This window comes from Streptomyces goshikiensis, assembly GCF_014650555.1.
Taxonomy (GTDB): domain Bacteria; phylum Actinomycetota; class Actinomycetes; order Streptomycetales; family Streptomycetaceae; genus Streptomyces; species Streptomyces goshikiensis.
In genome coordinates this window covers 100,727-125,130 of record NZ_BMVE01000013.1, presented here as the reverse complement: position 1 = coordinate 125,130, position 24,404 = coordinate 100,727, and the positions used below count along the sequence as shown (strand labels likewise).

Genomic DNA, 24,404 nt, shown 5'->3' with positions numbered 1-24,404 from the left:
GGGAGAACCGGCCCGTGACACCGCCGTTATCCGTTCAGTTGGCCTCCGGGGAGGCCGAACTCACGCGTCTTCGGCCAGTTCCAGCCAGCGCATCTCCAACTCGTCCCGCTCGGAGATGAGTTCGCGCAGCTCCGCGTCGAGCTTGGCGACCTTGTCGTAGTCGGTGGAGTTCTCGGCGATCTGGGCGTGCAGGTTCGACTCGCGGTCCGACATCTTGTTGAGCTGCCGCTCGATCTTCTGCAGCTCCTTCTTCGCGGCCCGCGAGTCACCGGAGGCAGAGGACTTGACGGCGGCCGGGGCGGGCGCCGGGGCGGCCGCCTCGATCATCCGCTGCCGGCGCTCCAGGTACTCGTCCAGACCGCGCGGCAGCATCCGCAGGCTCGCGTCGCCGAGCAGCGCCATCACCGTGTCGGTGGTGCGCTCGATGAAGAACCGGTCGTGGGAGATCACGATCATCGAGCCGGGCCAGCCGTCGAGGAGGTCCTCCAGCTGCGTCAGCGTCTCGATGTCGAGGTCGTTGGTGGGCTCGTCGAGGAACAGGACGTTGGGCTCGTCCATCAGCAGGCGCAGGATCTGCAGGCGGCGGCGCTCACCGCCGGAGAGGTCGCCGACGGGCGTCCACTGCTTCTCCTTGGTGAAGCCGAACTGCTCGCACAGCTGGCCCGCCGTCATCTCGCGGCCCTTGCCGAGGTCGACGCGGTCCCGGACGCGCTGGACGGCCTCCAGGACGCGCAGCGACGGGTCGAGCTCGCCGACCTCCTGGGAGAGGTAGGCCAGCTTGACGGTCTTTCCGACGGTGACGGAGCCGGCCGCGGGCTGCTTCTCGCCCTGGGTGCGGGCGGCCTCCGCGAGGGCGCGCAGCAGCGAGGTCTTGCCCGCGCCGTTGACGCCGACGAGGCCGACGCGGTCACCGGGGCCGAGGTGCCAGGTGAGGTGCTTGAGCAGGGTCTTCGGCCCGGCCTGGACGGTGACGTTCTCCAGGTCGAACACGGTCTTGCCGAGGCGCGCGTTGGCGAACTTCATCAGCTCGGACTTGTCGCGCGGCGGCGGCACGTCGGCGATGAGCTCGTTGGCGGCCTCGATGCGGTAGCGCGGCTTGGAGGTACGGGCGGGGGCGCCGCGGCGCAGCCAGGCCAGCTCCTTGCGCATCAGGTTCTGCCGCTTGGACTCCTCGGTGGCGGCGATGCGGTCGCGCTCGGCGCGGGCGAAGACGTAGTCGCTGTAGCCGCCCTCGTACTCGAAGACGGTGCCGCGCTGGACGTCCCACATCCGGGTGCAGACCTGGTCGAGGAACCAGCGGTCGTGGGTGACGCAGACGAGCGCGGAGCGGCGCTCCTGGAGGTGCTTGGCCAGCCAGGAGATGCCCTCGACGTCGAGGTGGTTGGTGGGCTCGTCGAGGACGAGGAGGTCCTGGTCGGCGATGAGCAGCTTGGCGAGCGCGATGCGGCGGCGCTCGCCGCCGGAGAGCGGGCCGATGACGGTGTCGAGGCCCTGGCCGAAGCCGGGCAGGTCGAGCCCGCCGAAGAGGCCCGTGAGCACGTCGCGGATCTTGGCGTTGCCGGCCCACTCGTGGTCGGCCATGTCCCGGATGATCTCGTGCCGGATGGTGGCCGAGGGGTCCAGGGAATCGTGCTGGGTGAGGACGCCCATGCGCAGTCCGCCGGACTGGGTGACCCGGCCGGTGTCGGGCTCCTCCAGCTTGGCGAGCATGCGGATCAGGGTGGTCTTGCCGTCGCCGTTGCGGCCCACGACACCGATCCGGTCCCCCTCGGACACGCCGAGGGAGATGCCGTCGAGCAGGGCACGGGTTCCGTACACCTTGCCGACTGCCTCGACATTGACCAGATTGACGGCCATCAGACGCGCTCCAGGGAAGGGTGTGGATCAGCCCCTCAGCCTAACCCTCCGGACCGACGCGGAACGTTCCACCAGGAGCCAGCCGCCCAGAGCCATGCCGATGGCGGCGGGCGCGGTGAGCGGGAGGGCGATCAGGGTGGCGCTGTGGCCCTCCAGCAGACCGCCGAGGCCGGTCATGGACAGGCCGAGGATCCCGAGGAGGCAGCAGGTGACGCCGAGGGCGGCGCCGGGCCCGGATCCGGGGGCGGGGGCGCCGGCTGCGGGGGCCTCGAAACGACGGAAGACGGCGACGAGTACGCCGGTCAGCGCGGCGGCGGCGAGCAGCCGGAGCGGCACCTGGGCCCACCAGGCGGCCGTGGCGGGCGCGGGGAGCGACAGGCCGAGGCCGAGCTGGGCGGCGTACACGGCGAGCATCGCGGTGAGGTGCCAGAGGAACGCGGTCATGGCGATCCCGTTCGCGGCGACGACCGCCCGCCACACCCGCGGCCGGGCCAGCCGGGCGCCGACGGGGCGGGCGAGCAGCTGGACGGCGCCGACGAGCCACATCCCGTGCGCGAGGAGCGCGAAGGTCGGCGGGGCCATGTTGGAGACCTTCTCGCCGGGCATCCCGACCATGGAGAGCGGGTAGGGCCCGTACGCGACGAGCAGCGCGGCGCCGGCGAGCCCTGCGGCGGCGAGGAGACCAGGGCGGGTGAGGCGCCCGTCGGCGCGCAGGAAGCCGAGCTGGTGGACGGCGAGCCAGACGAAGGCGAAGTTCAGGAACTCCACGTACGGGACCCCGCCGGCGAAGCGCAGCAGGTCCACGGCCGCGGCGGCCGCGACGAGGGCGGCGAAGGCGGCCCAGCCGTGGCGCTCGTGGAGCCGCAGGAGGGGCGGGGTGAAGGCGACCATGGCGAGGTAGATGCCGATGAACCAGAGCGGCTGGGTGACGATCCGCAGCGCGGCCCCGGCCAGCGGGCCGCGGTCGGCGCCGGCGAGCTGCACGACGAGCGCGGCGGCGGTCCAGACGCCGACGAACACGAGCGTCGGCCGCAGCAGCCGGCGCAGCCGGGCCCGCAGGAACAGCGCGTAGCCGCCCGGTCCGGGGTGCCCGCGGCGGACGGAGCGGTACGAGAGGGCGTGCGAGAACCCGCCGACGAAGAAGAACACCGGCATGACCTGGAGCCCCCAGGTGAGGACCTGGAGCGGCGGCACGAGCGCGAGCAGGTTGCCTATGCCGTCGCCGCTGACGGCGGCCATCAGCCAGTGTCCGGCGATGACGGTCGCGAGCGAGGCGACGCGCAGCAGGTCGACGTACCGGTCCCGGCCGGCGGGCGTGGCCGCGGCCATTTCGCGTGCGCTGGCTGTCATGCCGCCTACGCTGCCGCGCCGCCGGGCGCGCGAACAGGGCGCGGATACTCATCCCGCCCCTAGGTACCGCTCCCCGCGGCGCCGGATCTTTCAGCCCCGCCGGCGTTTGAGGCGCGGGGGTCCGGGGGCGGAGCCCCCGGCAGCGGCGCCGCGGGGCGGGGCTACAGGAGGGTGGCGCCCGGGGCCGGGGAGGTGGCGGTGCGGGTGGCGCGGCAGAGGCCGGAGGCCTCCAGGGCGGCGGCTACCTTCGCGGCGGACGCGGCGTCGCGCACCAGGAACGCCGTCGTCGGCCCGGACCCGGAGACCAGCGCGGCCAGCGCCCCGGCGTCCGTCCCCGCGGCCAGCGTTTCGGCGAGCCCCGGCCGCAGCGACAGGGCCGCCGGCTGGAGGTCGTTGACCAGGGTCGCGGCCAGTGCCTCCGGGTCGCCCGAGGCCAGCGCGGCGAGCAGCGCCGGCGAGGCCTCCGGGGCCGGGATCTCCCGCCCCTGCGCCAGCCGGTCGAACTCGCGGAACACCGCGGGGGTCGACAGGCCCCCGTCGGCGACCGCGAACACCCAGTGGAACGCCCCGGCTTCGACCGGGGTCAGGATCTCCCCCCGGCCCGTGCCCAGCGCCGCCCCGCCGACCAGGCTGAACGGCACGTCGCTGCCCAGTTCCGCGCACATGTCGAGCAGTTCCGACGCGGGGGTGTCCAGCCCCCACAGCGCGTCGCACGCCACCAGCGTGCCCGCCCCGTCCGCGCTGCCGCCGGCCATGCCGCCGGCGACGGGGATGTTCTTCGCGATGTGGATGTGGACCGCCGGGGCCGGCAGACCGCTGCGCGCGGCCAGCGTCTCGGCGGCCCGCGCGACCAGGTTCGTACGGTCCAGCGGGACCTGGTCCGCGTCCGGCCCGGCGCAGGTCACCGTCAGTTCGTCGGCGGGGGTGACCGTCACCTCGTCGTACAGGGACACGGCGAGGAAGACGTTGGCCAGGTCGTGGAAACCGTCCGGCCGCGCGGCGCCCACCGCCAGCTGGACGTTGACCTTCGCGGGGACCCGTACGGTCACGGAGCGGGCGGCATCGGCGCGGCTCACAGCGCGGGCCTCTGCGCCGCCGGCTTGTGCTCGGCGATCGCCGCGAACTCCTCGACCGTCAGCGACTCGCCGCGCGCCTGCGGGGAGACGCCCGCCGCGACCAGCGCCGCCTCGGCGCCCGCCGCGGAGCCCGCCCATCCGGCCAGCGCGGCCCGCAGCGTCTTGCGGCGCTGCGCGAACGCGGCGTCCACGACCGCGAACACCTCCGCCTTCGAGGCCGAGGTCTTGATCGGCTCGGCCCGCCGCACCAGCGAGACCAGCCCGGAGTCCACGTTCGGCGCGGGCCAGAACACCTTGCGGCCGATGGACCCGGCCCGCTTGACGTGCGCGTACCAGTTGGCCTTGACGGAGGGGACTCCGTACACCTTGTTGCCCGGCTCGGCGGCGAGCCGGTCGGCGACCTCGGCCTGCACCATGACCAGCGTCCGCTCGATGCTCGGGAAGCGGTCGAGCATGGTCAGCAGCACCGGTACGGCCACGTTGTACGGCAGGTTCGCGACGAGGGCGGTCGGCGCCGGACCCGGCAGTTCCGTCACCAGCATCGCGTCGGAGTGCACCAGCGCGAAGCGGTCCTTGCGCTGCGGCATCCGCGCCTCGATGGTGGCGGGCAGCGCGGCGGCGAGGATGTCGTCGATCTCGACGGCGGTCACCCGGTCGGCGGCCTCCAGCAGTGCGAGCGTCAGCGAGCCCAGGCCCGGCCCGACCTCGACGACCACGTCGTCGGGGCGCACCTCGGCGGTCCGCACGATGCGGCGCACCGTGTTGGCGTCGATGACGAAGTTCTGCCCCTTCTGCTTCGTCGGCCGGACGCCGAGGGCGGCGGCCAGCTCCCGGATGTCGGCCGGGCCGAGGAGGGCATCGGAGGTGGTGCTTTCGGTGCTTTCGGGCTGCTGCTCTGCGGTGCTCACCGGTAAAGCCTACGGCCGCAGTGCGGCCACGGAGTCGCCCCCCGCTGCACGTAGAGCTTCTTGGCCCGGTACGTCTGCTCCTGGCCCGGGGCGTCCTGGGGGCGGCCGGAGCCGCCGAGGGCCTGCCAGGTGCGTACGTCGAACTGGTAGAGGCCGCCGTAGGTGCCCGAGGGGTCGGTGGCGTCGGGGCGGCCGCCGGATTCACACTGGGCCAGGGCGGCCCAGTCGAGGCCGTCCGCGCCGGCCACGGAGGCGGGCAGCGTCCGGGTCCCGACGAGGACCCGCTGGGTGACGGGCTCGCGGACGGTCTCCTCGGCGATCCGGCGGGCCTTCTCGTGGACCCCGTTGACGGTGCGCAGGCTGTAGGTGACGCGGCGGGCGCCGGGGCGGCCGGCCTGTTCGACGACCTCGGTCCCGGCGAAGAGGGTGGCGTCGTCGATCCGCTGCGTCTCGTACGGGATGCGTTCCTCGCGGACCTCGCGGGTGCCGCTGATCCGGAGCACGGTGACGGTCTGGCCGTCGCGCGGGAAGGAGCCCGGGGGTACGGAGGTGGTGTCCTGGTCGTGGAGGGTGACGCCGGCCTGGTCGAGGGCCTCCTGGACGGTGGCGGCGTTGGTACGGATGGTGCGTTCGCGGCCGTCGGCCATGAAGGTGACGCTGCGCTCGGTGCGGACGCTGAGGGTGAGGCCGTCGCGGGGGACGGGGGCGGTGCGCGGCGCGGAGAGGTAGGCGCCCTCGGCGCGGACGCCGAGCTGGCGCAGGGCTCCGTCGATCGTGCGGGCGGTGGTCCACACCTGGCGGCGGCTGCCGTCGAGGGTGAGCCGCAGGGGGCGGCCGTAGCGGACGACGATCTCGTCGCCGTCGTCGAGGGAGGCTTCCCGTGCGGGGGCGAGGAGGTCGTGGGGGCCGACGCCGAGGCCTTCGGCGGCCAGCAGCGCGTCGACGTCACCGGCGAAGGTGCGGACGGTGCGGGGGACTCCGTCGACGGTGAGCCGGACGGATTTGTCGGCGGCCACGAAGGCGGTGGTGCCGCCGGCGAGGAAGGCGACGACCAGCGCCTGCGGGACGAGCCGCCGCCAGCTGTCGCGCGCGGCCACCGGCGCGACCGCGCGCCGCCGCCGCCCGGTCCTCGGGGCGCCGCCGCCCGGACTCCGTCGCCGCCCGCCCCCGCCCTCCACCGGCGCGGGACGCCCCCGCCGCCCCGTACCCGGGCCGGGCTCCGGCCCCGCGTCCGGCGCGGCCGAGCGCCTCCGGTAGCCCGTGCCCGGGCCGGGCTCGGGGCCCGCGTCCGCCGGTGCGGGACGGCCCCGGCGGCCGGTGCCCGCGAGGGGTTCGGGGCCCGCGTCCGGGGCGCCGTAGCGCTCCCAGTGGCCCGTGCCCGGGTCGGGCGGCGCGGGGCGGCCCCGGCGGCCGGTGCCCGGGCCGGGGCGGGCGGGGGCTTCGGCCGGTTCGGGGGCCGCGCGGCGGCGGGAGCCGCGCCGGGGGGTCGGGAGGGCGTTCGCCGCGTCGGGGTCGGCGGCGGCCGGGGCGTACGCCGCGCCGGCCGCCGGGTCGTACGCCGGTGGCGGCCCCGGCCAGGCCGGCTCGCCGAGCTCCGGGGCCGGCCAGGCCCACGGCAAAGGACTATCGCTCACGACGCTCGCTCCAGTGGTCCGGCCCCGCTGCTACGGGCACGGCACCCTAGCGGGCGGAGCCGTCACTCACCAAAGCCGTTCGGCTACTCAGCGTGTCGAAAACACGTCCGGCCCCGGGCGTGCGCTCAGTACGCGAAGGCCCGCGCGGTGTTGGCCGCCAGCGCCGTCGCCATGGCGTCCTCGTCCAGGCCGCGGACCGCCGCCATCGCCCGCACCGTCAGCGGAATGAGGTACGGCGCGTTCGGCCGGCCGCGGTACGGCGCCGGGGTCAGGTACGGCGCGTCGGTCTCGACCAGCACCAGTTCCAGCGGGGCCACCGCAAGGGCGTCGCGCAGCGGCTGGGCGTTCTTGAAGGTGACGGTCCCGGCGAAGGACATGTAGTACCCGGCGGCGGCGCACTCGCGGGCCATCTCCGCGTCCCCGGAGTAGCAGTGGAACACCGTCCGCTCGGGCGCGCCCTCCTCGCGCAGCACGCGCAGCACATCGGCGTGGGCCTCGCGGTCGTGGATGACCAGGGCCTTGCCCTGCCGCTTGGCGATCTCGATGTGGGCGCGGAAGGAGCGTTCCTGGGCGGCCATGCCCTCGGGTCCGGTGCGGAAGTAGTCGAGCCCGGTCTCGCCGACGGCCTTGACGTGGTCGAGGGCGGCCAGCGCCTCGATCTCGGCGAGGGCCTCGTCGAGGGCCGCCTCGCCACCGCCCGCCCGGGCGCCCTGCCGTGACCAGCCGTCAGGATCCCCCAGCACGATGCGGGGGGCTTCGTTCGGGTGAAGGGCCACGGCGGCGTGGACATTGTCGTACTGGGCGGCGGTCTCGGCCGCCCAGCGGGACCCCTTCACGTCGCAGCCCACCTGGACCACGGTCGTCACGCCGACGGAGGCGGCCTTGGCGAGGCCCTCCTCGACGGTGCCGGCCTGGAGGTCCAGGTGGGTGTGGGAGTCGGCCACCGCCACCCGGAGCGGTTCGGGCAGCGGGGGCGGGGCGTCGTTCGAGGTACGGCTCATACGGCCGATCTTATGACCGGAACATCGACCTCAGCCGGGCCAGCAGCCCGCGCCGCCCGGCACGCCCGTCCGCGTCGGCGGAGACCGCCACCGGGCCGGGCGCCTCGCGCCGGGGCCGCCTGCGCGGCTTGGGGGTGCGGGGGACGTCCACGCCCGCCGGGACCGGCCCGGCTATCCCGGGCGCCACGGGGTGGTGGTAGATGCTGTCGAGGGTGCTGCGCACCGCCGAGACCTGACCCTCGCGCATGATCCGCACCACGTGCCCGCCGCAGTTCATGCAGGTCGGGTTGGACAGCGGGGACGGGACGCGCTCACCGCCCACCGTGTACATGATGAACGGCTGGCCGTTGATGTCGACGTGGTGCTCGATCTCGTACCCCTGCTCCCAGCTGTAGCCGCACTTCATGCAGGCGAAGGAGTACGCCTCGTGCACGGTGTGCACGGGAGGTGTGGAGACGACGGCGGGTGCGGGTACCGGGGTGACCGGGCTGTCAGCGATCTCACTCATGCCAGCTCCTTTTGTTCCACTGGTGCATTAGCCAGTGGACGCCTCTTCGGGCGGGAGCGCATCAGGTCCTGTCGACTGTTGGACGGCCTTTGGGCGAGTCATGTCACAAAGCGCCCGGTACCCGGTCTGAGCTTTGCTTTTCAGGTTAGCTCTTTACCGGATCACAGCACCTTTTGTGCCGCGTTCTTTGCCGCGACGACCGCGTCGAACACCTCGCGCTTGGGTACTCCGACCTCGGCCGCGACCGCCGCGATGGCCTCCTTGCGGCGCTCGCCCGCCTCCTCGCGCACCCGCACCCTGCGCACCAGCTCCTCGGCGTCCACGTCGCCGGGCCGGGCCTCCGGGGCGCCCTCGACGACCACGGTGATCTCCCCGCGCACGCCCTCGGCCGCCCAGGCCGCCAGCTCGCCGAGTCCGCCGCGCTTGACCTCCTCGTACGTCTTGGTCAGCTCGCGGCACACGGCGGCCCGCCGCTCGGCGCCGAAGACCTCGGCCATGGCGGCCAGGGTGTCGTCCAGCCGGTGCGGGGCCTCGAAGTAGACCAGGGTCCGCCGCTCGCCCTCGACCTCGCGGAGCCGGCCGAGCCGCTCGCCCGCCTTGCGCGGCAGGAACCCCTCGAAGCAGAACCGGTCCACGGGCAGCCCGGACAGGGCGAGCGCGGTGAGGACGGCGGAGGGCCCGGGCACGGCGGTGACCTTGAGGTCCTTCTCCACGGCGGCGGCCACGAGCCGGTAGCCGGGGTCGGAGACCGAGGGCATCCCCGCGTCCGTGACGAGCAGCACCCGCTTGCCCGCCTCCAGGGCCTCGACCAGCTCGGGGGTGCGCGCCGACTCGTTGCCCTCGAAGTAGGAGAGCACCCGCCCGGTGGTGTGCACGCCGAGCCCCTGGGTCAGCCGGCGCAGCCGCCGGGTGTCCTCGGCGGCGATCACGTCCGCCCGCTCCAGCTCGGCCGCGAGCCGCGGCGGGGCGTCGGCGAGGTCGCCGATGGGGGTGCCGGCGAGCACGAGGACGCCGGTGGGGGCGGAGGAATCGGGGCCGAGGGGCTGGTCAGTCGTCACCCACCCATCCTCTCAGCCCTCCCGGTGGTCCCACCCCGCGCGCCCCGGCACTGGGGTTCCCACGGGAGCGTTCCCTACGATGACCCGGTGACCAGTACCGCGACGCCGCCGCCCAGCCCCGCGGGGGCCCCGCCCGCCCCTTCGGCGGGGCGCGAATCCGACGTAGAGCCGTCCCCCTGGCTGCGCCGCCTGCGCGCCTTCGGATACGCGCCGCCGGCCGGCGGCGGGGCCCCGGCCCCGGACGTCCGCACCCGGCTGGTGCCCCCGTACGCGAAGCCGGCCGCGCAGCTGTGGACGGCGCTCGGGGTGCCGCCCTCGGCGGTGGACGTCTGGCAGCGCGTCCTGGCGTGGGCGGGGCCGCTGGTGGTGGCGCTGGTCGCGGGCGTGCTGCGGTTCGCGCACCTGGGCAGCCCGAAGGCGGTGATATTCGACGAGACGTACTACGCCAAGGACGCCTGGGCCACGATCCGGCAGGGCTACGAGGCGAGCTGGCCCAAGGACATCGACAAGTCGATCCTCGCCAACCCGGACGGGATCTCGCTGCCCCTGGATCCGGGCTACGTGGTGCACCCGCCGGTCGGCAAATGGGTGATCGGCCTCGGTGAATGGATGTTCGGCTTCACCCCCTTCGGCTGGCGGTTCATGACCGCCGTGCTCGGCACCCTGTCGGTGCTGATGCTGTGCCGGATCGGGCGCCGCCTGTTCCGCTCGACGTTCCTGGGGTGCCTGGCGGGCGCGCTGCTCGCGGTGGACGGCCTGCACCTGGTGATGAGCCGGACCGCGCTGCTCGACCTGGTGCTGATGTTCTTCGTACTGGCCGCCTTCGGGTGCCTGCTGATCGACCGGGACCGGGCGCGGGCCCGGCTCGCGGCGGCGCTCCCCGTGGACGCGGAGGGGCGGACCCGGCCGGACCTGGAGATCGCGGAGTCCCTGCGGCTGGGCTGGCGCCCGTACCGGGTGCTGGCGGGCGTCTGCCTGGGCCTGGCCTTCGGCACGAAGTGGAACGGTCTGGTCGTCCTCGCCTTCTTCGGCGTCCTGACCGTGCTGTGGGACGCCGCCGCGCGCCGGACGGCGGGCGCGGGCGCCCCGTACGCGACGATGCTGCGCCGGGACGCGCTGCCGGCCTTCGTGTCGACGGTCCCGGTGGCGATCGCGGTGTACCTGGCCTCGTGGACGGGCTGGATCCTGAGCTCGGACGACGGCAAGGGCGGCTACTTCCGCGACTGGGCCGCCAAGAACGACCAGGGCAGTTCGCTGGGGTTCCTGCCGGAGTGGCTGCGCAGCCTGTGGCACTACGAGACCGAGGTCTACCAGTTCCACGTCAACCTGCACGACGGGCACACCTACGAGTCGAACCCGTGGAGCTGGCTCGTCCTGGGGCGCCCGGTCTCCTACTTCTACGAGTCCCCCGCGCCCGGCACCGACGGCTGCCCGGCGACGGAGGCCGGCAAGTGCGCGCGCGAGGTGCTAGCGCTCGGCACTCCGGTGCTGTGGTGGGCGGGCTGCTTCGCGCTGCTGTACGTGCTGTGGCGGTGGTTCTTCCGCCGCGACTGGCGGGCGGGCGCGATCGCCTGCGCGCTGGGCGCGGGCCTGCTGCCCTGGTTCAACTACCAGGAGCGGACCATCTTCTTCTTCTACGCGGTGGTCTTCGTCCCGTACCTGTGCCTGGCGGTGGCGATGATGATCGGCGCCCTGCTGGGGCCCGCGGGCTCCTCGGAGCGCCGCCGGGCCCTCGGCGCGATCGGCGCGGGCGTGCTGGTGCTGCTGATCATCTGGAACTTCATCTACTTCTGGCCGGTCTTCACGGGCCAGACCCTCCCCATGGACTCCTGGCGGGGCCGGATGTGGCTGGACACCTGGGTCTGAGGGGGGTCGGGGGTGGCCGAAAGGGCACCTGACGAAGTCGGGACGGGCAGTGGTCCGCGACATTCCGGTCCGGTAACAAGTACACAGAGTGTTCCCCGTACGACGTAAGGTCCACACCAGGGGTTCTTGAACATGTTCAGAGAACCGTGTTTCCTGGGGAGGGGACGCAAGTGAACGGGGCGGCAAAGGGTGCCATCGTCGGCGGGGTGTTCCTCGCGATGATCGGCGGAGCCGGGTACGGGGTGTACGCGCTGGTCGGCGATGCCGGCGGCAAGGAAGGGACGGGCGGGGGCAAGGGCGAGGAGACCGTCCTGCACGCGGACAAGGGCAGCGGCCCCGTCACCGAGAAGGAGGCCGCCCGGACCGCCAGTGCCTTCCTCGCCGCGTGGGCGGCCGGAGACGACCGCGCGGCCGCGGAGCTGACCAACAACGCGCAGGCCGCGCAGCCGGCGGTGGCCGACTTCAGGGGCAAGGCGTACGTGTCCAAGGCGGTGATCACACCGGGCACGCAGAACGGGGCCACCGTGCCCTACAAGGTCGCGGCGGAGATCACCTACGAGGGGGTCACCAAGCCGCTGGCGTACGACTCGCAGCTGACCGTCGTACGCGGTCTGACCAGCGGGAAGCCGCTCGTCGACTGGCAGCCCTCGATCATCCACCCGCAGTTGCAGAAGGACGAGAAGCTGCGCGCGGGCGCGCCCGCGAGCCCGCCGGTCAAGGCGGTGGACCGCAGCGGCGAGGAGCTGACCGCCGAGAAGTACCCCTCGCTGCGGCCGGTCCTGGACCAGCTGCGGGAGGCGTACGGCGACAAGGCGGGCGGCAGGACCGGCGCCGAGGTGTGGATCGAGCCGGCCGCGCGGGACGGGGCGAAGCGGACGCTGCTGACGCTGGTCGAGGGCGAGCCGAGCACGCTCAAGACGTACCTGGACGCGAAGGTCCAGGCGGCGGCGGAGAAGGCGGTCGCCAAGTTCCCCGAGTCCTCGGTGGTCGCGGTCAAGCCGAGCAACGGGCAGATCCTGGCGGTCGCCAACAACCGCAAGGACGGCTACAACGCGGCGATGCTGGGCATGCGGGCCCCCGGCTCGACGATGAAGATCGTGACGGCGGCGATGCTCCTGGACCGGGGCAAGGTGGCGGCCGACAAGCCGGCCGAGTGCACCAAGACCGCGTCCTGGGGCGGGCGCTCCTTCCACAACCTGAACAACTTCGAGGCGCCCGGCGCCAACTTCGCGACCGGCTTCGCCAGGTCCTGCAACACCGCCTTCATCAACGAGATGAAGGCGGTGGGCGACGACGGGGCGCTGTCGAAGGAGGCCCGGGAGGTCTTCGGCATAGGCCTGGACTGGAAGACGGGCATCAAGTCCATCGACGGCAAGGTCCCGGACGCGACGGGCGCGGACGCGGCCGCCGCGTACATCGGGCAGGGCCGGATCACCATGAACCCGCTGAACGTCGCCTCCATCACGGCGACGGCGCGCAGCGGCCTGTTCCACCAGCCGGTGCTGGTCCCGGCGGAGCTCGACGGGCGCGAGCTCGCGACGGCGGCCCGCCGGATGAAGCCGGGGGTGCAGCAGCAGCTGGTCTCGATGATGCGGCTGACGGCGACGAGCGGGACGGGCAGGGCCGCGATGGCTCCGGTCGGCGGCGACAAGGGCGCGAAGACCGGCTCGGCCGAGGTCGACGGCGCGGGCAGCCCTGACAGCTGGTTCACCGGGTTCAGCGGTGACGTGGCGGCGGCCGCGATGGTCGAGGGCGGCGGCCACGGCGGCGACGCGGCGGGCCCGATCGTGGCGGCGGTGCTGACCTCCTCCTGACGCCCTGACGCCCTGGCGCCCCGTACGGGTTCCAGGGCGCGGCCTGCGGCGCCGGCGTGCGCCGTACGGCCACCGCACCCGGTGTTCCCGACGGGAGCTCATCGGGCGCGCCCGGGCCGTGCCGGCCGGCCTACGGGAGAAGGCGCGGGCCGCCCTCCACGGCGGGGGCGGTCACAGCGCGGCGCGGACCGCGCGGACCAGGGCCTGGGCGCGGGGGTCGGCGGTGACCGACTTGGCGTGGGCGTTCGTGACGTAGCCGAAGCCGATGCCCGCCTCCGGGTCCGCGAAGCCGAGCGAGCCGCCGCGGCCCGGGTGGCCGAAGGAGGCCGGGGACAGCAGCGGCGAGGCCGGGCTGTGCAGCATGGTGCCCGGGCCGAAGCGGGTGTTGACCACGAGCACCTGGTCCGGGCCGGAGGAGAGTTCCGTGCCGGCGAGCCGGAGCGTGTCCGGGGTGAACAGCCCGGCGCCGTCCTCGGTGTCGCCCAGCAGGGCCGCGTACAGGCCGGCCAGGCCACGGGCCGTGCCGATGCCCGCCGAGGCGGGGAGTTCGGCCGCCTGGTACCCGGGGTCGTTCTCGTCCGCCAGCGGAGTGATCGCCGCGAAGGCCCGGCGGGTCAGCGAGGACGGGTCGGCGTACGCCTCGGAAACGTTTCTGCGGGGCCGGGTACGGACCGCCCCCGGCAGCTCCGGCGCTTCCACCGGCCCCACCCGTCCCACCCGGGCCGTCTCCGCTCCGGGCAGGCCGATCCAGAACTCCAGCCCGCGCGGCCCCGTGACCTCCTGGGCCAGCCACTTGCCCAACGAGGCCCCGGTCACCCGCAGCACCAGCTCCGACAGCAGCCAGCTGTAGGTCTGCGCGTGGTAGCCGTGCGCGGACCCCGGCTCCCAGAAGGCGCGCTGCCCGGCGACCGCGCGCGCTCCGCTGACCCCGTCCACCGCCTCGGCGGGAGTCAGCGGCACGTCCAGCGCCGGCACCCCCGCCCGGTGCGCGAGCAGGTCCCGGACCAGGGCCCGCTCCTTGCCGCCCGCCTTGAACTCCGGCCAGTACTCCGCCACGGGCGCGTCCAGGTCCAGCAGCCCCCGCTGGTGCAGCAGCAGCGGGACCACGGCGGCCACGCCCTTGGTCGCCGAGCGCACCACCTGCGCCGTGCCGGGCGCCCAGGCTTCGCCGCCGCCCCCTTCGACGTCCTTGGGGCCCGCCCACAGGTCCACGACCCTGCGGCCGTCCCGGTAGACGGCCACGGCCGCGCCCCGGTCCCCGAGCACCTCGAAGTTGCGTACGAAAGCCTCGCGGACGGCTTCGAAGCCCTCCGCCACCTCACCCTGGATGTTCACGAGCGCTGCAACAACCCGCGACCTCCGCTTATGCCGCGCCGACCGTCACGGACCGGGGGTCGAAGCCGAAGGGGAGCTCCAGCCGGTGGGCCCGCATCAGCTTCTCGTCACACAGCAGCCGCTGCGTGGGGCCGTCGGCGGCGATGACCCCCTCACTGAGGATCACCGCCCGCGGGCACAGCTCCAGCGCGTACGGCAGGTCGTGCGTGACCATCAGCACCGTCACGTCCAGGGAGCGCAGGATGTCCGCGAGCTCCCGCCGCGAGGCCGGGTCCAGATTGGACGAGGGCTCGTCCAGGACCAGGATCTCCGGCCGCATCGCCAGGACGGTCGCCACCGCGACCCGGCGGCGCTGCCCGAAGGACAGGTGGTGCGGCGGCCGGTCGGCGAAGGCGGCCATCCCGACCTGCTCCAGGGCCTCGCGGACCCGGGTCTCCAGTTCCGCGCCCCGCATCCCGGCCGCCGCCGGGCCGAAGGCCACGTCCTCGCGCACGGTCGGCATGAACAGCTGGTCGTCGGGGTCCTGGAAGACGATGCCGACCCGGCGGCGGATCTCCGCGAGGTTCCGCTTGGCCACGGGCAGACCGGCCACGGACACCGTGCCGACCCCGCCGGTGAGGATGCCGTTGAGGTGCAGGACCAGGGTGGTCTTGCCCGCGCCGTTGGGGCCGAGCAGCGCGACCCGCTCGCCGCGCCCGACGGTCAGGTCGACGCCGAAGAGAGCCTGGTGTCCGTCCGGGTAGGCGAAGGCGAGGCCGGACACTTCGAGGGAGGGGGAGTCGTCGTTCACAGCGTCCATCCCATCAGACATACGGCGAGGGCCGTCACCGGGAGCGCGGCCGCGTACGCCCACTGGGCGCGCGTGGCCGCGACGTCGTCGATCACCGGCATCGAGCCGGCGTAGCCGCGGCTGACCATCGCGAGGTAGACCCGCTCGCCGCGCTCGTAGGAGCGGATGAAGAGCGCGCCGGCCGTCTTGGCCAGCACCCCCCAGTGCCGGACGCCGCGGGCCTCGAACCCGCGCGAGCGGCGGGCGATCGACATCCGGCGCAGCTCGTCGGTGATCACGTCGCCGTAGCGGATCATGAACGAGGCGATCTGGACGAGCAGCGGCGGCAGCCTGAGCCGCTGGAGCCCGAGCAGCAGCGCGCGCAGTTCGGTCGTCGAGGCGAGCAGGACGGAGGCGGCGACCCCGAGGGTGCCCTTGGCCAGCACGTTCCAGGCGCCCCAGAGGCCCGGGACGCTGAGCGACATGCCGAGGAACCCGACCCGTTCGCCCTCCGCCACGAAGGGCATGAGGAAGGCGAACAGGACGAACGGGACCTCGATCACCAGCCGGCGCAGCAGGAACCCGGCGGGGATCCGGGCGGCGGCGGCGACCGTGGCGATGAGGACGGCGTACAGGCCGAAGGCCCACACCGCCCCGCGCGGTGTGGACACGACGACCAGGACGAAGGCGAAGGTCGCGGCGAGCTTGCAGTGCGCCGGCAGGGCGTGGACGGGCGAGTGGCCGTGCCGGAAGAGCTTGTGGGCGTGGCCCGCGCCCACCTCAGGCCACCGGGGTCGCGGTGGGCGTCGCGGCCGGGTCCTGCGCGCGGCGCCGGCGCACGGTCCAGAAGATCCCGGTGCCGACGACGACGGTCACGCCGACGCCGATGACCCCGGCGAGGCCGCCGGAGAGGCGGGCGTCGGTGACGTCCTTGACGCTGTAGTCGGCCAGCGGGGAGCCGGCGGCCGCGTGCTCCTCGACCTTCTGGTCGATGCCCTTGTCGGCGGCGACCTTCTCCAGGCCGTCGGGGCTGGCGGAGGCGTAGAAGGAGACGAAGCCGGCCAGCACGAGGGCGGTGACCAGGCCGGTGGCCCACACCGTGCGGTTGGAGCGGGCGGCGGCGGGAGCGGGGACGGCGGCCGGGGCCGCGGCCGGGGCGTCGACCAGCTCTCCGGCGACGCGCAGCTTGAGCGGCACGGTCAGCCCGCGCGCGCCGTGCACCAGGTCGGGCCGTACGGCGAGCACGGCGCCGACCGTCGCGGCGGTGATGGCGGCCTCGCCGATGCCGATGAGGACGTGCACGCCGACCATCGCGGTGAAGACCTTGCCGACGGGGACGTCGGTGGTGCCGCCGACGGCGTAGATGGCGGTGAAGGCGGTGGCCGCGGCGGGCACCGAGAGCAGCGCCCCGGTGAAGGCGGCGGCGGTGACCGAGCGCCGGGTGGGCGGCAGCACCTTGAGCAGCCCGCGGAAGATCGCGTAGGCGACGACCACGGTGACGACGCCCATGACGCTGACGTTCACGCCGAGGGCGGTCAGGCCGCCGTCGGCGAAGAGGATGCCCTGCATGAGCAGGACGACGGACACGCAGAGCACGCCGGTATAGGGGCCGACGAGGATCGCCGCGAGCGCTCCGCCCAGCAGATGGCCGCTTGTACCGGCGGCGACGGGGAAGTTGAGCATCTGTACGGCGAAGATGAAGGCGGCGACGAGACCCGCGAGCGGCGCGGTGCGCTCGTCGAGTTCCCGGCGGGCGCCCCGGAGGCTGATCGCCACAGCACCGGCGGCCGCGACACCTGCGGCTATGGAGACGGGGGCGTCGATGAAGCCGTCGGGTACATGCATGGGCTGCTCCGCTTCCTGCGGTGAACTCACACTGCGTAGCGCGGGGCGCACTTACAGCGTCTTTAACCGTTCAAGAATAATGCCCAGTTGCAAACCGTTGGCAAGAGCGGGCGCATCACAAATGGTGGCGCGCATCTTCGTCGGAATGTGCGAGGCTGGGGAGAATACGGACGCATTTGTTCCGAATCGAGGAGTGTTGTCGATGTCAGCCACCGCCGAGAATGCGACCGCGACCGCGACGGCCACCGCGACCACGACCACCGCCACCCCCGCTCTCCCCGCCGTCGTCGAGGAACGGGTGCGCGGCCGCGTGATCACGGACGACCCGCTCTACCGGGCCATTCCGGTTGCCCTCCGCTTCACTCCCGCGGAGCCGCTGGCCGTGCGGGTCGTCTTCCCCGCGGACCTCTCCCCCGAAGGCTCCGAGAACGAGTGGGTCTTCCCCCGCGCCCTGCTGGAGGCCGGGCTCCAGGCCCCGACCGGCACCGGGGACGTACGCGTCTGGCCCTGCGGCCGCGTCCAGGCGGTCGTCGAGTTCCACTCGCCCGAAGGCGTCGCCGTGATCCAGTTCGACATCAAGGCCCTGCGCCGGTTCCTGCGCCTCACCTACGGCGTCACCACCCGTTAGACGCAAGCGGGCCCGGCCCCGTCCCACTGGTTCAGTGGGACGGGGCCGGGCCTTCGTCGTGCCGTGCGCCGGTCAGGCGCTCACCGGGTCAGGCGCTCACCAGCTCGCGGTCCTTGTCCGGGCCCTCCGGGGAGGAGCCGGCGAGGTGCTTGCGCAGGCTCTCGCCTTCCACGTCCACGTTCGGCAGGATCCGGTCGAGCCAGCGCGGCAGCCACCAGGCCTTGTGCCCGAGCAGTGCGAGCACCGCCGGGACGATGGCCATGCGGACCACGAAGGCGTCGAAGAACACCGCGATCGCGAGACCGAAACCGATCATCTTGACCATCTGCTCGCTGGAGCCGATGAAGCCCGAGAAGACCGCGATCATGATGACGGCGGCGGCCACGACCACCCGGGCGCTGTACTGGAATCCGGTCACGACGGCCTGGCCGGGGCGCTCGCCGTGGACGTACGCCTCGCGCATCCGGGTGACCAGGAAGACCTCGTAGTCCATGGCGAGGCCGAAGACCACGCCCACCATGAAGATCGGCATCATCGACATGATCGGACCGGTCTGTTCCACGCCGAAGACCGAACCGAGCCAGCCCCACTGGAAGACCGCGACGACCGCGCCGAGGGCCGCGACGACCGACAGCAGGAAGCCGAGGGCCGCCTTGAGCGGGACCAGGATCGAGCGGAAGACCAGCATCAGGAGCAGGAAGGCCAGGCCGACCACCAGGGAGAGGTAGGGCAGCAGCGCGTCGTTCATCTTCTGCGAGAAGTCGATGTTCATCGCGGTCTGGCCGCTGACGAGCACGTGCTTGTCGCTGCCCGCGCGGATCTCGTGGACCAGGTCCTCGGTCTCCACGGAGGACGGGCGGTCCTTCGGGATGACGTTGACGATCGAGGCGTCCTTGGCCTCGTTCGGGATCGGCGGGGTGACCGCGGCGACGCCGTCCAGGCCCTTGATCCGCTCGACCGTGGAGTCGGCGAGCTTCTGGTCCCCGTCGACGACGACCATCAGCGGGCCGTTGAAGCCCGGGCCGAAGCCGTCGGAGAGCAGGTCGTACGCCTTGCGCTGGGAGGTGGAGACCGGCTGGGCGCCGTCGTCCGGCAGGCCCATCTCCAGCTTGCTCGCCGGGATCGCGATCGCGCCGAGGGCGATGACACCGGTCAGCAGGACCAGCACCGGGCGGCGCAGGACGAACCGGGCCCAGCGGGTGCCGCCGTTGGGCTTGGGCTCGGCGCCCGCCGCGAGGGTCTTGCCCTTGCCGAAGAGCTTGCTCTTCTTGCCCGCCGGCAGGACCCGGCGGCCCGCGAAGCCCAGCATGGCCGGGACCAGGGTGAGCGCGACGAGCACCGCGATGACCACCGTGCCGGCCGCCGCGAAGCCCATCTTGGACAGCATCGGGATGTTGACGACGGCCAGGCCCACCAGGGCGATGACCACGGTCAGGCCGGCGAAGACGACCGCGGAGCCGGCAGTTCCGGCGGCCCGGCCGGCCGCCTCGTCGCGCTCGTGGCCCTCGGCGAGCTCCGCGCGGTAGCGGGAGACGATGAACAGGCCGTAGTCGATGCCGACCGCGAGGCCGATCATCATCGCCAGGGTGGAGGTGGTCGTGCCGAGGTCCAGCGCGTTGGCGAGGGCGGCGATCGAGGAGACCCCGATACCGACGCCGATCAGCGCGGTCAGCAGCGGCAGCCCGGCCGCCATCAGCGAACCGAAGGTGATGACCAGGACGATCGCGGCGACGAGGATGCCGACGACCTCACCGGGACCGGATTCGGGCGCCGCCATCAGCGCGTCACCGCCGATCTCGACGGTCAGCCCCGCGGCCCGGGCGTCCTTGCCGGACTCCTTGAGCGCGTCGCGGGTCTTGTCGGACAGCTCCATGCCGCTGACCTTGTACTTGGTGCTGATGTAGGCGGTGCTGCCGTCCTGGCTGACCGCCTGCTCCTGGTACGGGTCGGAGACGGTGGCGATCTGGCCGGCGCCCGCGCCTTCCTTCAGACCGGTGACGATCTTCTCGACCTCGGTCTTGGCGGCGGGGTCGGTGACCTTGGCGCCGGCCGGGGCCTTGATGACGATACGGGCGGTGGCGCCGTCGGCGGCCATCCCCGGGAAGCGCTGTTCCAGCAGGTCGAAGGCGCGCTGCGCCTCCGTGCCGGGTATGGAGAACGAGCCGGAGCTCGGGGTGGGCGCGGTCGCCGCGCCGAAGATGGCGGCGAACAGCAGCGCCACCCAGGCGAGGGCGACGAGGCGGCGGCGCCGGAAGGCGCCCCTGCCGAGCCGGTAGAGGAAGGTGGCCACGTCGGTGGTTCTCCCGTTCGTGTCGTGGGATGGATCCGGGTTCGGATCAGGGCATGGAGAGCCGGCCCGACGACGAGAGCGGCGTGTCAGGAGCAGCGGGACGGTGGTGCCGGGACGGTGGTGCGGGGAGTCCGGTACTCAGACGCCGAGGGCGGGGAAGACCACGGCGTCGATGAAATCGGTGAGGAAGCCCCGGTCGGCCGGGCGGTCCTCGATCAGCGGGAGCGCGATGAACGCCCCGATCAGCATGTGGGGTACGAAGTCCAGGGCCGGACAGTCCGGGGCGATCTCGCCCCGGTCCACCGACCGCCGCAGCATGGCCTGCAGGCCGTTGATCTCCGGGTCGACCAGCAGTTCCCGCAGCGCCTTGTGGAGCTCCGGGCTCTCGTGGACCGCGTGGGTCAGGCCCCGCATCAGCGCGGTGTCCTTCGCCATCTGGTCGTCATCGGAGTGCTCGACCATGACGGCGAAGTCCCCGCGCAGGCTGCCCGTGTCGATCTCCCGCAGGGAGACCGGCTTGGTGCACCGCAGGGCCCTGGCGACCAGCTCCGGCTTGCTCCCCCACTGGCGGTAGAGGGTGGCCTTGCTGGACCGGGTGCGCGCGGCGACGGCGTCCATGGTCAGTGCCTCGTAGCCGACTTCGCGCAGCAGGTCGAGGACCGCCCCGTGGAGTTCGGCTTCCCGCTCGGGGGTGATCCGGCTGCGTCGCGACGAGACCTCTTCGGTCATCTCCGCATCTCCCTTCCGGCATCGCCCGCCCGAACGAAACTGTTTCGTACGCTCAGACGATACCCCGCCCCTTAGCGAAACGAAACCGTTCCGTTTCGCTTTGTCGAGTGGCATGGATCACCTGTACGAGTTGCCAGCCCCCCTCGGCGCGGAAAGCATTGGGGGGTGAGTCACGACGTCGCGTACCTCCGCTTCCCGCACCTGCACGACGACCTGCTGTGTTTCGCCACCGAAGACGACCTCTGGGTCGCCCCGCTCGTCGCCGAGGGCGAACCCCCCGGCCGGGCCTGGCGGCTCACCGTCGACCGGACCCGGATCGGACACCCCCGGTTCTCCCCCGACGGCAGCCACATCGCCTTCACCACCTGGCGCAGCCTCGACCCCGAGATCCACCTCGCCCCCGTGGCCGGCGGCCCCGCCCGCCGGCTCAGCTACTGGGGCGCCACCGACACCCGGGTCTGCGGCTGGAGCCCGCCCGACAAGGACGGCCGCAGCGACATCCTGGCCGTGTCCTCGCACCACCAGCCCTTCTCCTACTTCGCCTGGGCCTACAGCCTGCCGACCGACGGGTCCCCCGGCGGCAAGCTGCCCTGGGGCCCCGTCTCCGACATCGCCGTCCGCGAGGAACCCGGCGGCGAGCGGCGCACCCTGCTGCTCACCGGGAAGCCCCCGCACGAGCCGGCCTCCTGGAAGCGCTACCGGGGCGGCGCCACCGGCCGGCTCTGGCTGCACGGCAGGCGGCTGCTGGAGGACATCGAGGGCCACCTGGACTCGCCGATGTTCGTGGGCGGCCGGATCGCCTTCCTCTCCGACCACGAGGGCATCGGCAACGTCTACTCCTGCCTGCCCGACGGGAGCGACCTGCGCCGGCACACCGACCACGAGGAGTTCTACGCCCGGCACGCCTCCAGCGACGGCTCCCGGATCGTCTACCAGTGCGCCGGGGACCTCTGGCTCGTGGACTCGCTGGCCCCGGGGGCCGCCCCGCGCCGGCTCGACGTCCGCCTCGGCGGCCCCCGCGCGGGCCGCCGTACGTACCAGGTCTCCGCCGCCAGCAACGTGGACTCGCTCTCCGTGGACGCCACCGGCCGGGCCAGCGCCGTCGTCGTGCGCGGCAGCCTGTACTGGCTCACCCACCGCGACGGTCCCGCCCGGACCATCGCCGACACCCCGGGCGTGCGGGTGCGGCTGCCCGAGATGCTCGGCAGCGGCGGGCAGGTCGCCTACGTGACCGATGCCGAGGGCGAGGACGCGATCGAGATCGCCTACCTGCCCCGGGCCTCCGGCGACCGGGAGCCGCGCCGGCTGGCCTCCGGCGAGCTGGGACGCGTGACGGAACTGCTCGCCGACCCGGAGGGCGAGCGGCTCGCGATCGCCTCCAACGACGGGCGGCTGCTGCTGATCGACGCCACGGAGGAGTCCGACGGGGAGGTCACCGAGCTCATCCAGTCCATCAACGGGCCCGTCACCGACCTGGCGTTCTCGCCCGACGGGTCCTGGCTGACCTGGTCGCACCCGGGCATCGGGCGGTCGCTGCGGCAGATCAAGATGGCCAAGATCTCCGGCCCCGGCGCGCGCGTCATCGTGGACGTCACCAACGGCCGCTTCGACGACGAGAACCCGGTCTTCACCCGCGACGGCCGCTATCTGGCGTTCCTGTCCTGGCGCGGCTTCGACCCGGTCTACGACGTGCACACCGGCGACCTGTCCTTCCCGCTGGGCTGCCGCCCGTACCTGGTGCCGCTGTCCTCGGCGACCCCCTCGCCCTTCGCGTTCACCCCCGACGGCCGCCCCGCGGCGGGCGGGCTGGACCCGGTGGAGGGCGAGTCCGGGGAGGGCGAGGGCACGGTCACCGTCGAGGTGGAGGGGCTGGAGAGCCGGGTCACCCCGTTCCCGGTGACGGCCTCCAAGTACTCGGCCCTGTACCCGGTCAGCGGGGGCGGCCTGGTGTGGCTGCGCTGGCCGATCTCCGGCGCGCTCGGCGAGACCTTCGCCAACCCGAACGACACCAGCGGCAAGCCGACGCTGGAACACTTCGACATCACCAAGGCGCGCAAGAGCGAACTGGCCTCCGGGCTGGACTGGTTCGCGGTCAGCGGCGACGGCACCCGGCTCGTGATCAACGACGACGGGGACCTGCGGGCCGTCCCGTCGACCGAGTCGGGCGACGGCGACTCCACCGTCTACCTGGACCTGCGGCGCATCCTGCACGAGGTGGACCCGGCCGCGGAATGGCGCCAGGCCTACGAGGAGGCCGGGCGGCTGATCCGCGCGTACTTCTGGGAGCCGAAGATGTGCGGCATCGACTGGGACGGGGTGCTGCGCCAGTACCGCCCCCTGGTCGAACGGGTCGCCTCCCCCGACGAGTTCGCCGACCTGCTGCGGGAGGTCCTCGGCGAACTCGGCACCTCGCACGCCTACGTCTCCCCCGCGCGCCGCAACGAGGGCCCGCCGCACTACCAGCGGGCCATCGGGCTGCTCGGTGCCAACCTCGTCCCCCGGGAGGAGGGATGGGTGGTCAAGCGGATCCTGCCCGGCGAGTCCTCCGACTCCAAGGCCCGCTCCCCGCTGGCCGGCACCGGCATGCGCGACGGCGCGGTGCTCACCCACGTGGACGGGCGGCCCGTGGACCGGGTCACCGGGCCCTACCCGCTGCTGTCCGCGGCCGGCGGCACCACCGTCGAGCTCACCTTCAACCCCGCCGAGGGCGAGGGCCGCTCCCGGCGGGTCGCCGTGGTCCCGCTGATCGACGAACGGCCTCTGCGCTACCAGGACTGGGTGTCCAAGCGGCGCGCCGTGGTCCGCGAGGTCAGCGGCGGCAAGTGCGGCTACCTGCACATCCCCGACATGGGCGGCTCCGGCTGGGCGCAGTTCAACCGGGACCTGCGCGCGGAGATGTCCCGCCCGGCGCTGATCGTGGACGTGCGCGGCAACGCGGGCGGGCACATCAGCGAGCTGGTGGTGGAGAAGCTGACCCGCTCCATCCTCGGCTGGGACCTGACGCGGGGGGCCCAGCCGGTCTCGTACGCCTCGAACGCGCCGCGCGGTCCGATCGTGGCGCTGGCCGACGAGGCGACCTCCTCCGACGGGGACATGATCACCGCGGCCTTCAAACTGCTGGGCCTGGGACCGGTGGTGGGCCAGCGCACCTGGGGCGGGGTGGTCGGCATGACCGGCCGGCACACCCTGGGCGACGGCACGGTGATCACGGTGCCGATGAACGCCGCCTGGTTCCCCGAGTACGGCTGGTCGGTGGAGAACCACGGCGTGGAGCCCGACCTGGCGATCCTGCGCACCCCGCTCGACTGGGCGGAGGGCAGGCACGCCCAGCTGGACGACGCCGTGCACCTGGCGCTGGAGCTGCTGGAGCAGGATCCGGCGGCGGTGCCGCCCGGCTACACGGACGTACCGGACCTGCGGCGTCCGAAGCTGCCGCCGAGGTAGGGCGCGGGGACACGAGAAGGGGCGCGGCCCGCATCGCGCGGGTCGCGCCCCTTCGTACGCACGTCGTCAGGTCACCGGATCAGATGTCCCAGTTGTCGTCGAGCTCGTCGTGCACCTTGGGCGCCTTCTGCTTGGCACCGGGCTTCTTCTCGTCGAGCTGCCGGGCGCGTTCGGACGACTCGTCCCGCGCGCCCTGCTGCCCCTTCTGCGCCTTGTCCTTGAGCTCCTGCGACTTCTCCTGGAACTGGTCCTTGATGCCCATGCTTGTCACTCCTGGTGAGGTGTGGGGGAC

The 24,404-nt window shown here is 73.3% G+C and carries 19 protein-coding genes; 4 read left to right on the top strand and 15 right to left on the bottom strand.

All coding sequences use genetic code 11. The features are described from left to right. Positions 1–60 precede the first annotated feature (60 nt). The 8 genes from IE248_RS29605 to rsmI all read right to left on the bottom strand — a co-directional run bounded on the left by IE248_RS29605 (position 61) and on the right by rsmI (position 9,392). Entirely contained in the window at positions 61–1,857 is a 1,797-nt protein-coding gene (locus IE248_RS29605) for an ABC-F family ATP-binding cassette domain-containing protein (RefSeq protein ID WP_037793542.1), read from the bottom strand. A gap of 27 nt (positions 1,858–1,884) precedes the next feature. Next, complete coding sequence (locus IE248_RS29600) at positions 1,885–3,207, bottom strand: acyltransferase family protein (protein WP_037797736.1); 1,323 nt, start codon at positions 3,205–3,207, stop codon at positions 1,885–1,887. Between the two features lie 161 nt (positions 3,208–3,368). Then, on the bottom strand, positions 3,369–4,283 hold the full coding sequence (locus IE248_RS29595; protein WP_190032183.1) for a 4-(cytidine 5'-diphospho)-2-C-methyl-D-erythritol kinase: 915 nt from the start codon (positions 4,281–4,283) through the stop codon (positions 3,369–3,371). Continuing rightward, complete coding sequence (gene rsmA, locus IE248_RS29590) at positions 4,280–5,191, bottom strand: 16S rRNA (adenine(1518)-N(6)/adenine(1519)-N(6))-dimethyltransferase RsmA (RefSeq protein WP_008741845.1); 912 nt, start codon at positions 5,189–5,191, stop codon at positions 4,280–4,282. The genes IE248_RS29595 and rsmA overlap by 4 nt, the downstream gene beginning before the upstream one ends. Then, complete coding sequence (locus IE248_RS29585) at positions 5,188–6,825, bottom strand: resuscitation-promoting factor (protein ID WP_229895605.1); 1,638 nt, start codon at positions 6,823–6,825, stop codon at positions 5,188–5,190. Before IE248_RS29585 ends, rsmA begins: the two co-directional genes overlap by 4 nt. A 125-nt stretch (positions 6,826–6,950) precedes the next feature. After that, positions 6,951–7,826 carry a TatD family hydrolase gene (locus tag IE248_RS29580; protein ID WP_073797617.1) on the bottom strand — a complete coding sequence of 292 codons (876 nt, stop codon included), beginning with the start codon at positions 7,824–7,826 and terminating at the stop codon, positions 6,951–6,953. Between the two features lie 10 nt (positions 7,827–7,836). Then, a complete protein-coding gene (locus IE248_RS29575) occupies positions 7,837–8,232 on the bottom strand; it encodes a hypothetical protein (RefSeq protein ID WP_050779366.1) in 396 nt (131 codons plus the stop codon). A 263-nt stretch (positions 8,233–8,495) separates the two neighbouring features. Continuing rightward, positions 8,496–9,392, bottom strand: coding sequence for a 16S rRNA (cytidine(1402)-2'-O)-methyltransferase (gene rsmI / locus IE248_RS29570; RefSeq protein WP_008741840.1), 897 nt, complete (start codon positions 9,390–9,392; stop codon positions 8,496–8,498). 87 nt (positions 9,393–9,479) lie between these two features. On the opposite strand from rsmI, the gene IE248_RS29565 reads away from it, so the two are divergent. Further along, positions 9,480–11,258, top strand: a complete 1,779-nt coding sequence (locus IE248_RS29565; protein WP_008741839.1) for a dolichyl-phosphate-mannose--protein mannosyltransferase — start codon at positions 9,480–9,482, stop codon at positions 11,256–11,258. Between the two features lie 170 nt (positions 11,259–11,428). Next, positions 11,429–13,072, top strand: coding sequence for a penicillin-binding transpeptidase domain-containing protein (locus IE248_RS29560; protein WP_100583075.1), 1,644 nt, complete (start codon positions 11,429–11,431; stop codon positions 13,070–13,072). Positions 13,073–13,243: 171 nt separating this feature from the next. Here the strand turns inward: IE248_RS29560 and IE248_RS29555 are convergent, their stop codons facing one another. From IE248_RS29555 to IE248_RS29540, 4 genes are read right to left on the bottom strand one after another with little or no spacing between them, the layout of a single operon-like run. Continuing rightward, the gene (locus IE248_RS29555; RefSeq protein WP_008741837.1) at positions 13,244–14,407 is read right to left on the bottom strand and encodes a serine hydrolase domain-containing protein; all 1,164 of its coding nucleotides are present in this window, start codon (positions 14,405–14,407) and stop codon (positions 13,244–13,246) included. Between the two features lie 28 nt (positions 14,408–14,435). Beyond that, positions 14,436–15,218 carry an energy-coupling factor ABC transporter ATP-binding protein gene (locus IE248_RS29550; protein WP_073797616.1) on the bottom strand — a complete coding sequence of 261 codons (783 nt, stop codon included), beginning with the start codon at positions 15,216–15,218 and terminating at the stop codon, positions 14,436–14,438. Beyond that, positions 15,194–15,955, bottom strand: coding sequence for a cobalt ECF transporter T component CbiQ (gene cbiQ, locus IE248_RS29545; protein ID WP_008741835.1), 762 nt, complete (start codon positions 15,953–15,955; stop codon positions 15,194–15,196). Before cbiQ ends, IE248_RS29550 begins: the two co-directional genes overlap by 25 nt. Before the next feature lies 1 nt (position 15,956). Continuing rightward, positions 15,957–17,021: an energy-coupling factor ABC transporter permease gene (locus IE248_RS29540; protein WP_008741834.1), complete on the bottom strand. Its 1,065-nt coding sequence runs from the start codon at positions 17,019–17,021 to the stop codon at positions 15,957–15,959. A 202-nt stretch (positions 17,022–17,223) separates the two neighbouring features. Between IE248_RS29540 and IE248_RS29535 the strand changes: the two genes are divergently transcribed. Beyond that, on the top strand, positions 17,224–17,649 hold the full coding sequence (locus tag IE248_RS29535; RefSeq protein WP_008741833.1) for an SsgA family sporulation/cell division regulator: 426 nt from the start codon (positions 17,224–17,226) through the stop codon (positions 17,647–17,649). 88 nt (positions 17,650–17,737) lie between these two features. On the opposite strand, the gene IE248_RS29530 is transcribed toward IE248_RS29535, so the two are convergent. Further along, entirely contained in the window at positions 17,738–19,939 is a 2,202-nt protein-coding gene (locus tag IE248_RS29530; RefSeq protein ID WP_190032182.1) for an MMPL family transporter, read from the bottom strand. 138 nt (positions 19,940–20,077) lie between these two features. After that, positions 20,078–20,668, bottom strand: coding sequence for a TetR/AcrR family transcriptional regulator (locus IE248_RS29525; protein ID WP_073797615.1), 591 nt, complete (start codon positions 20,666–20,668; stop codon positions 20,078–20,080). A 165-nt stretch (positions 20,669–20,833) separates the two neighbouring features. Between IE248_RS29525 and IE248_RS29520 the strand changes: the two genes are divergently transcribed. After that, positions 20,834–24,112 carry a S41 family peptidase gene (locus IE248_RS29520; RefSeq protein WP_037793529.1) on the top strand — a complete coding sequence of 1,093 codons (3,279 nt, stop codon included), beginning with the start codon at positions 20,834–20,836 and terminating at the stop codon, positions 24,110–24,112. Positions 24,113–24,191: 79 nt separating this feature from the next. Here IE248_RS29520 and IE248_RS29515 read toward each other — a convergent pair whose 3' ends face one another. Continuing rightward, positions 24,192–24,374 (bottom strand): hypothetical protein, encoded by a 183-nt coding sequence (locus IE248_RS29515; protein WP_037793528.1) that lies wholly within the window; start codon positions 24,372–24,374, stop codon positions 24,192–24,194. Positions 24,375–24,404: the final 30 nt, after the last annotated feature.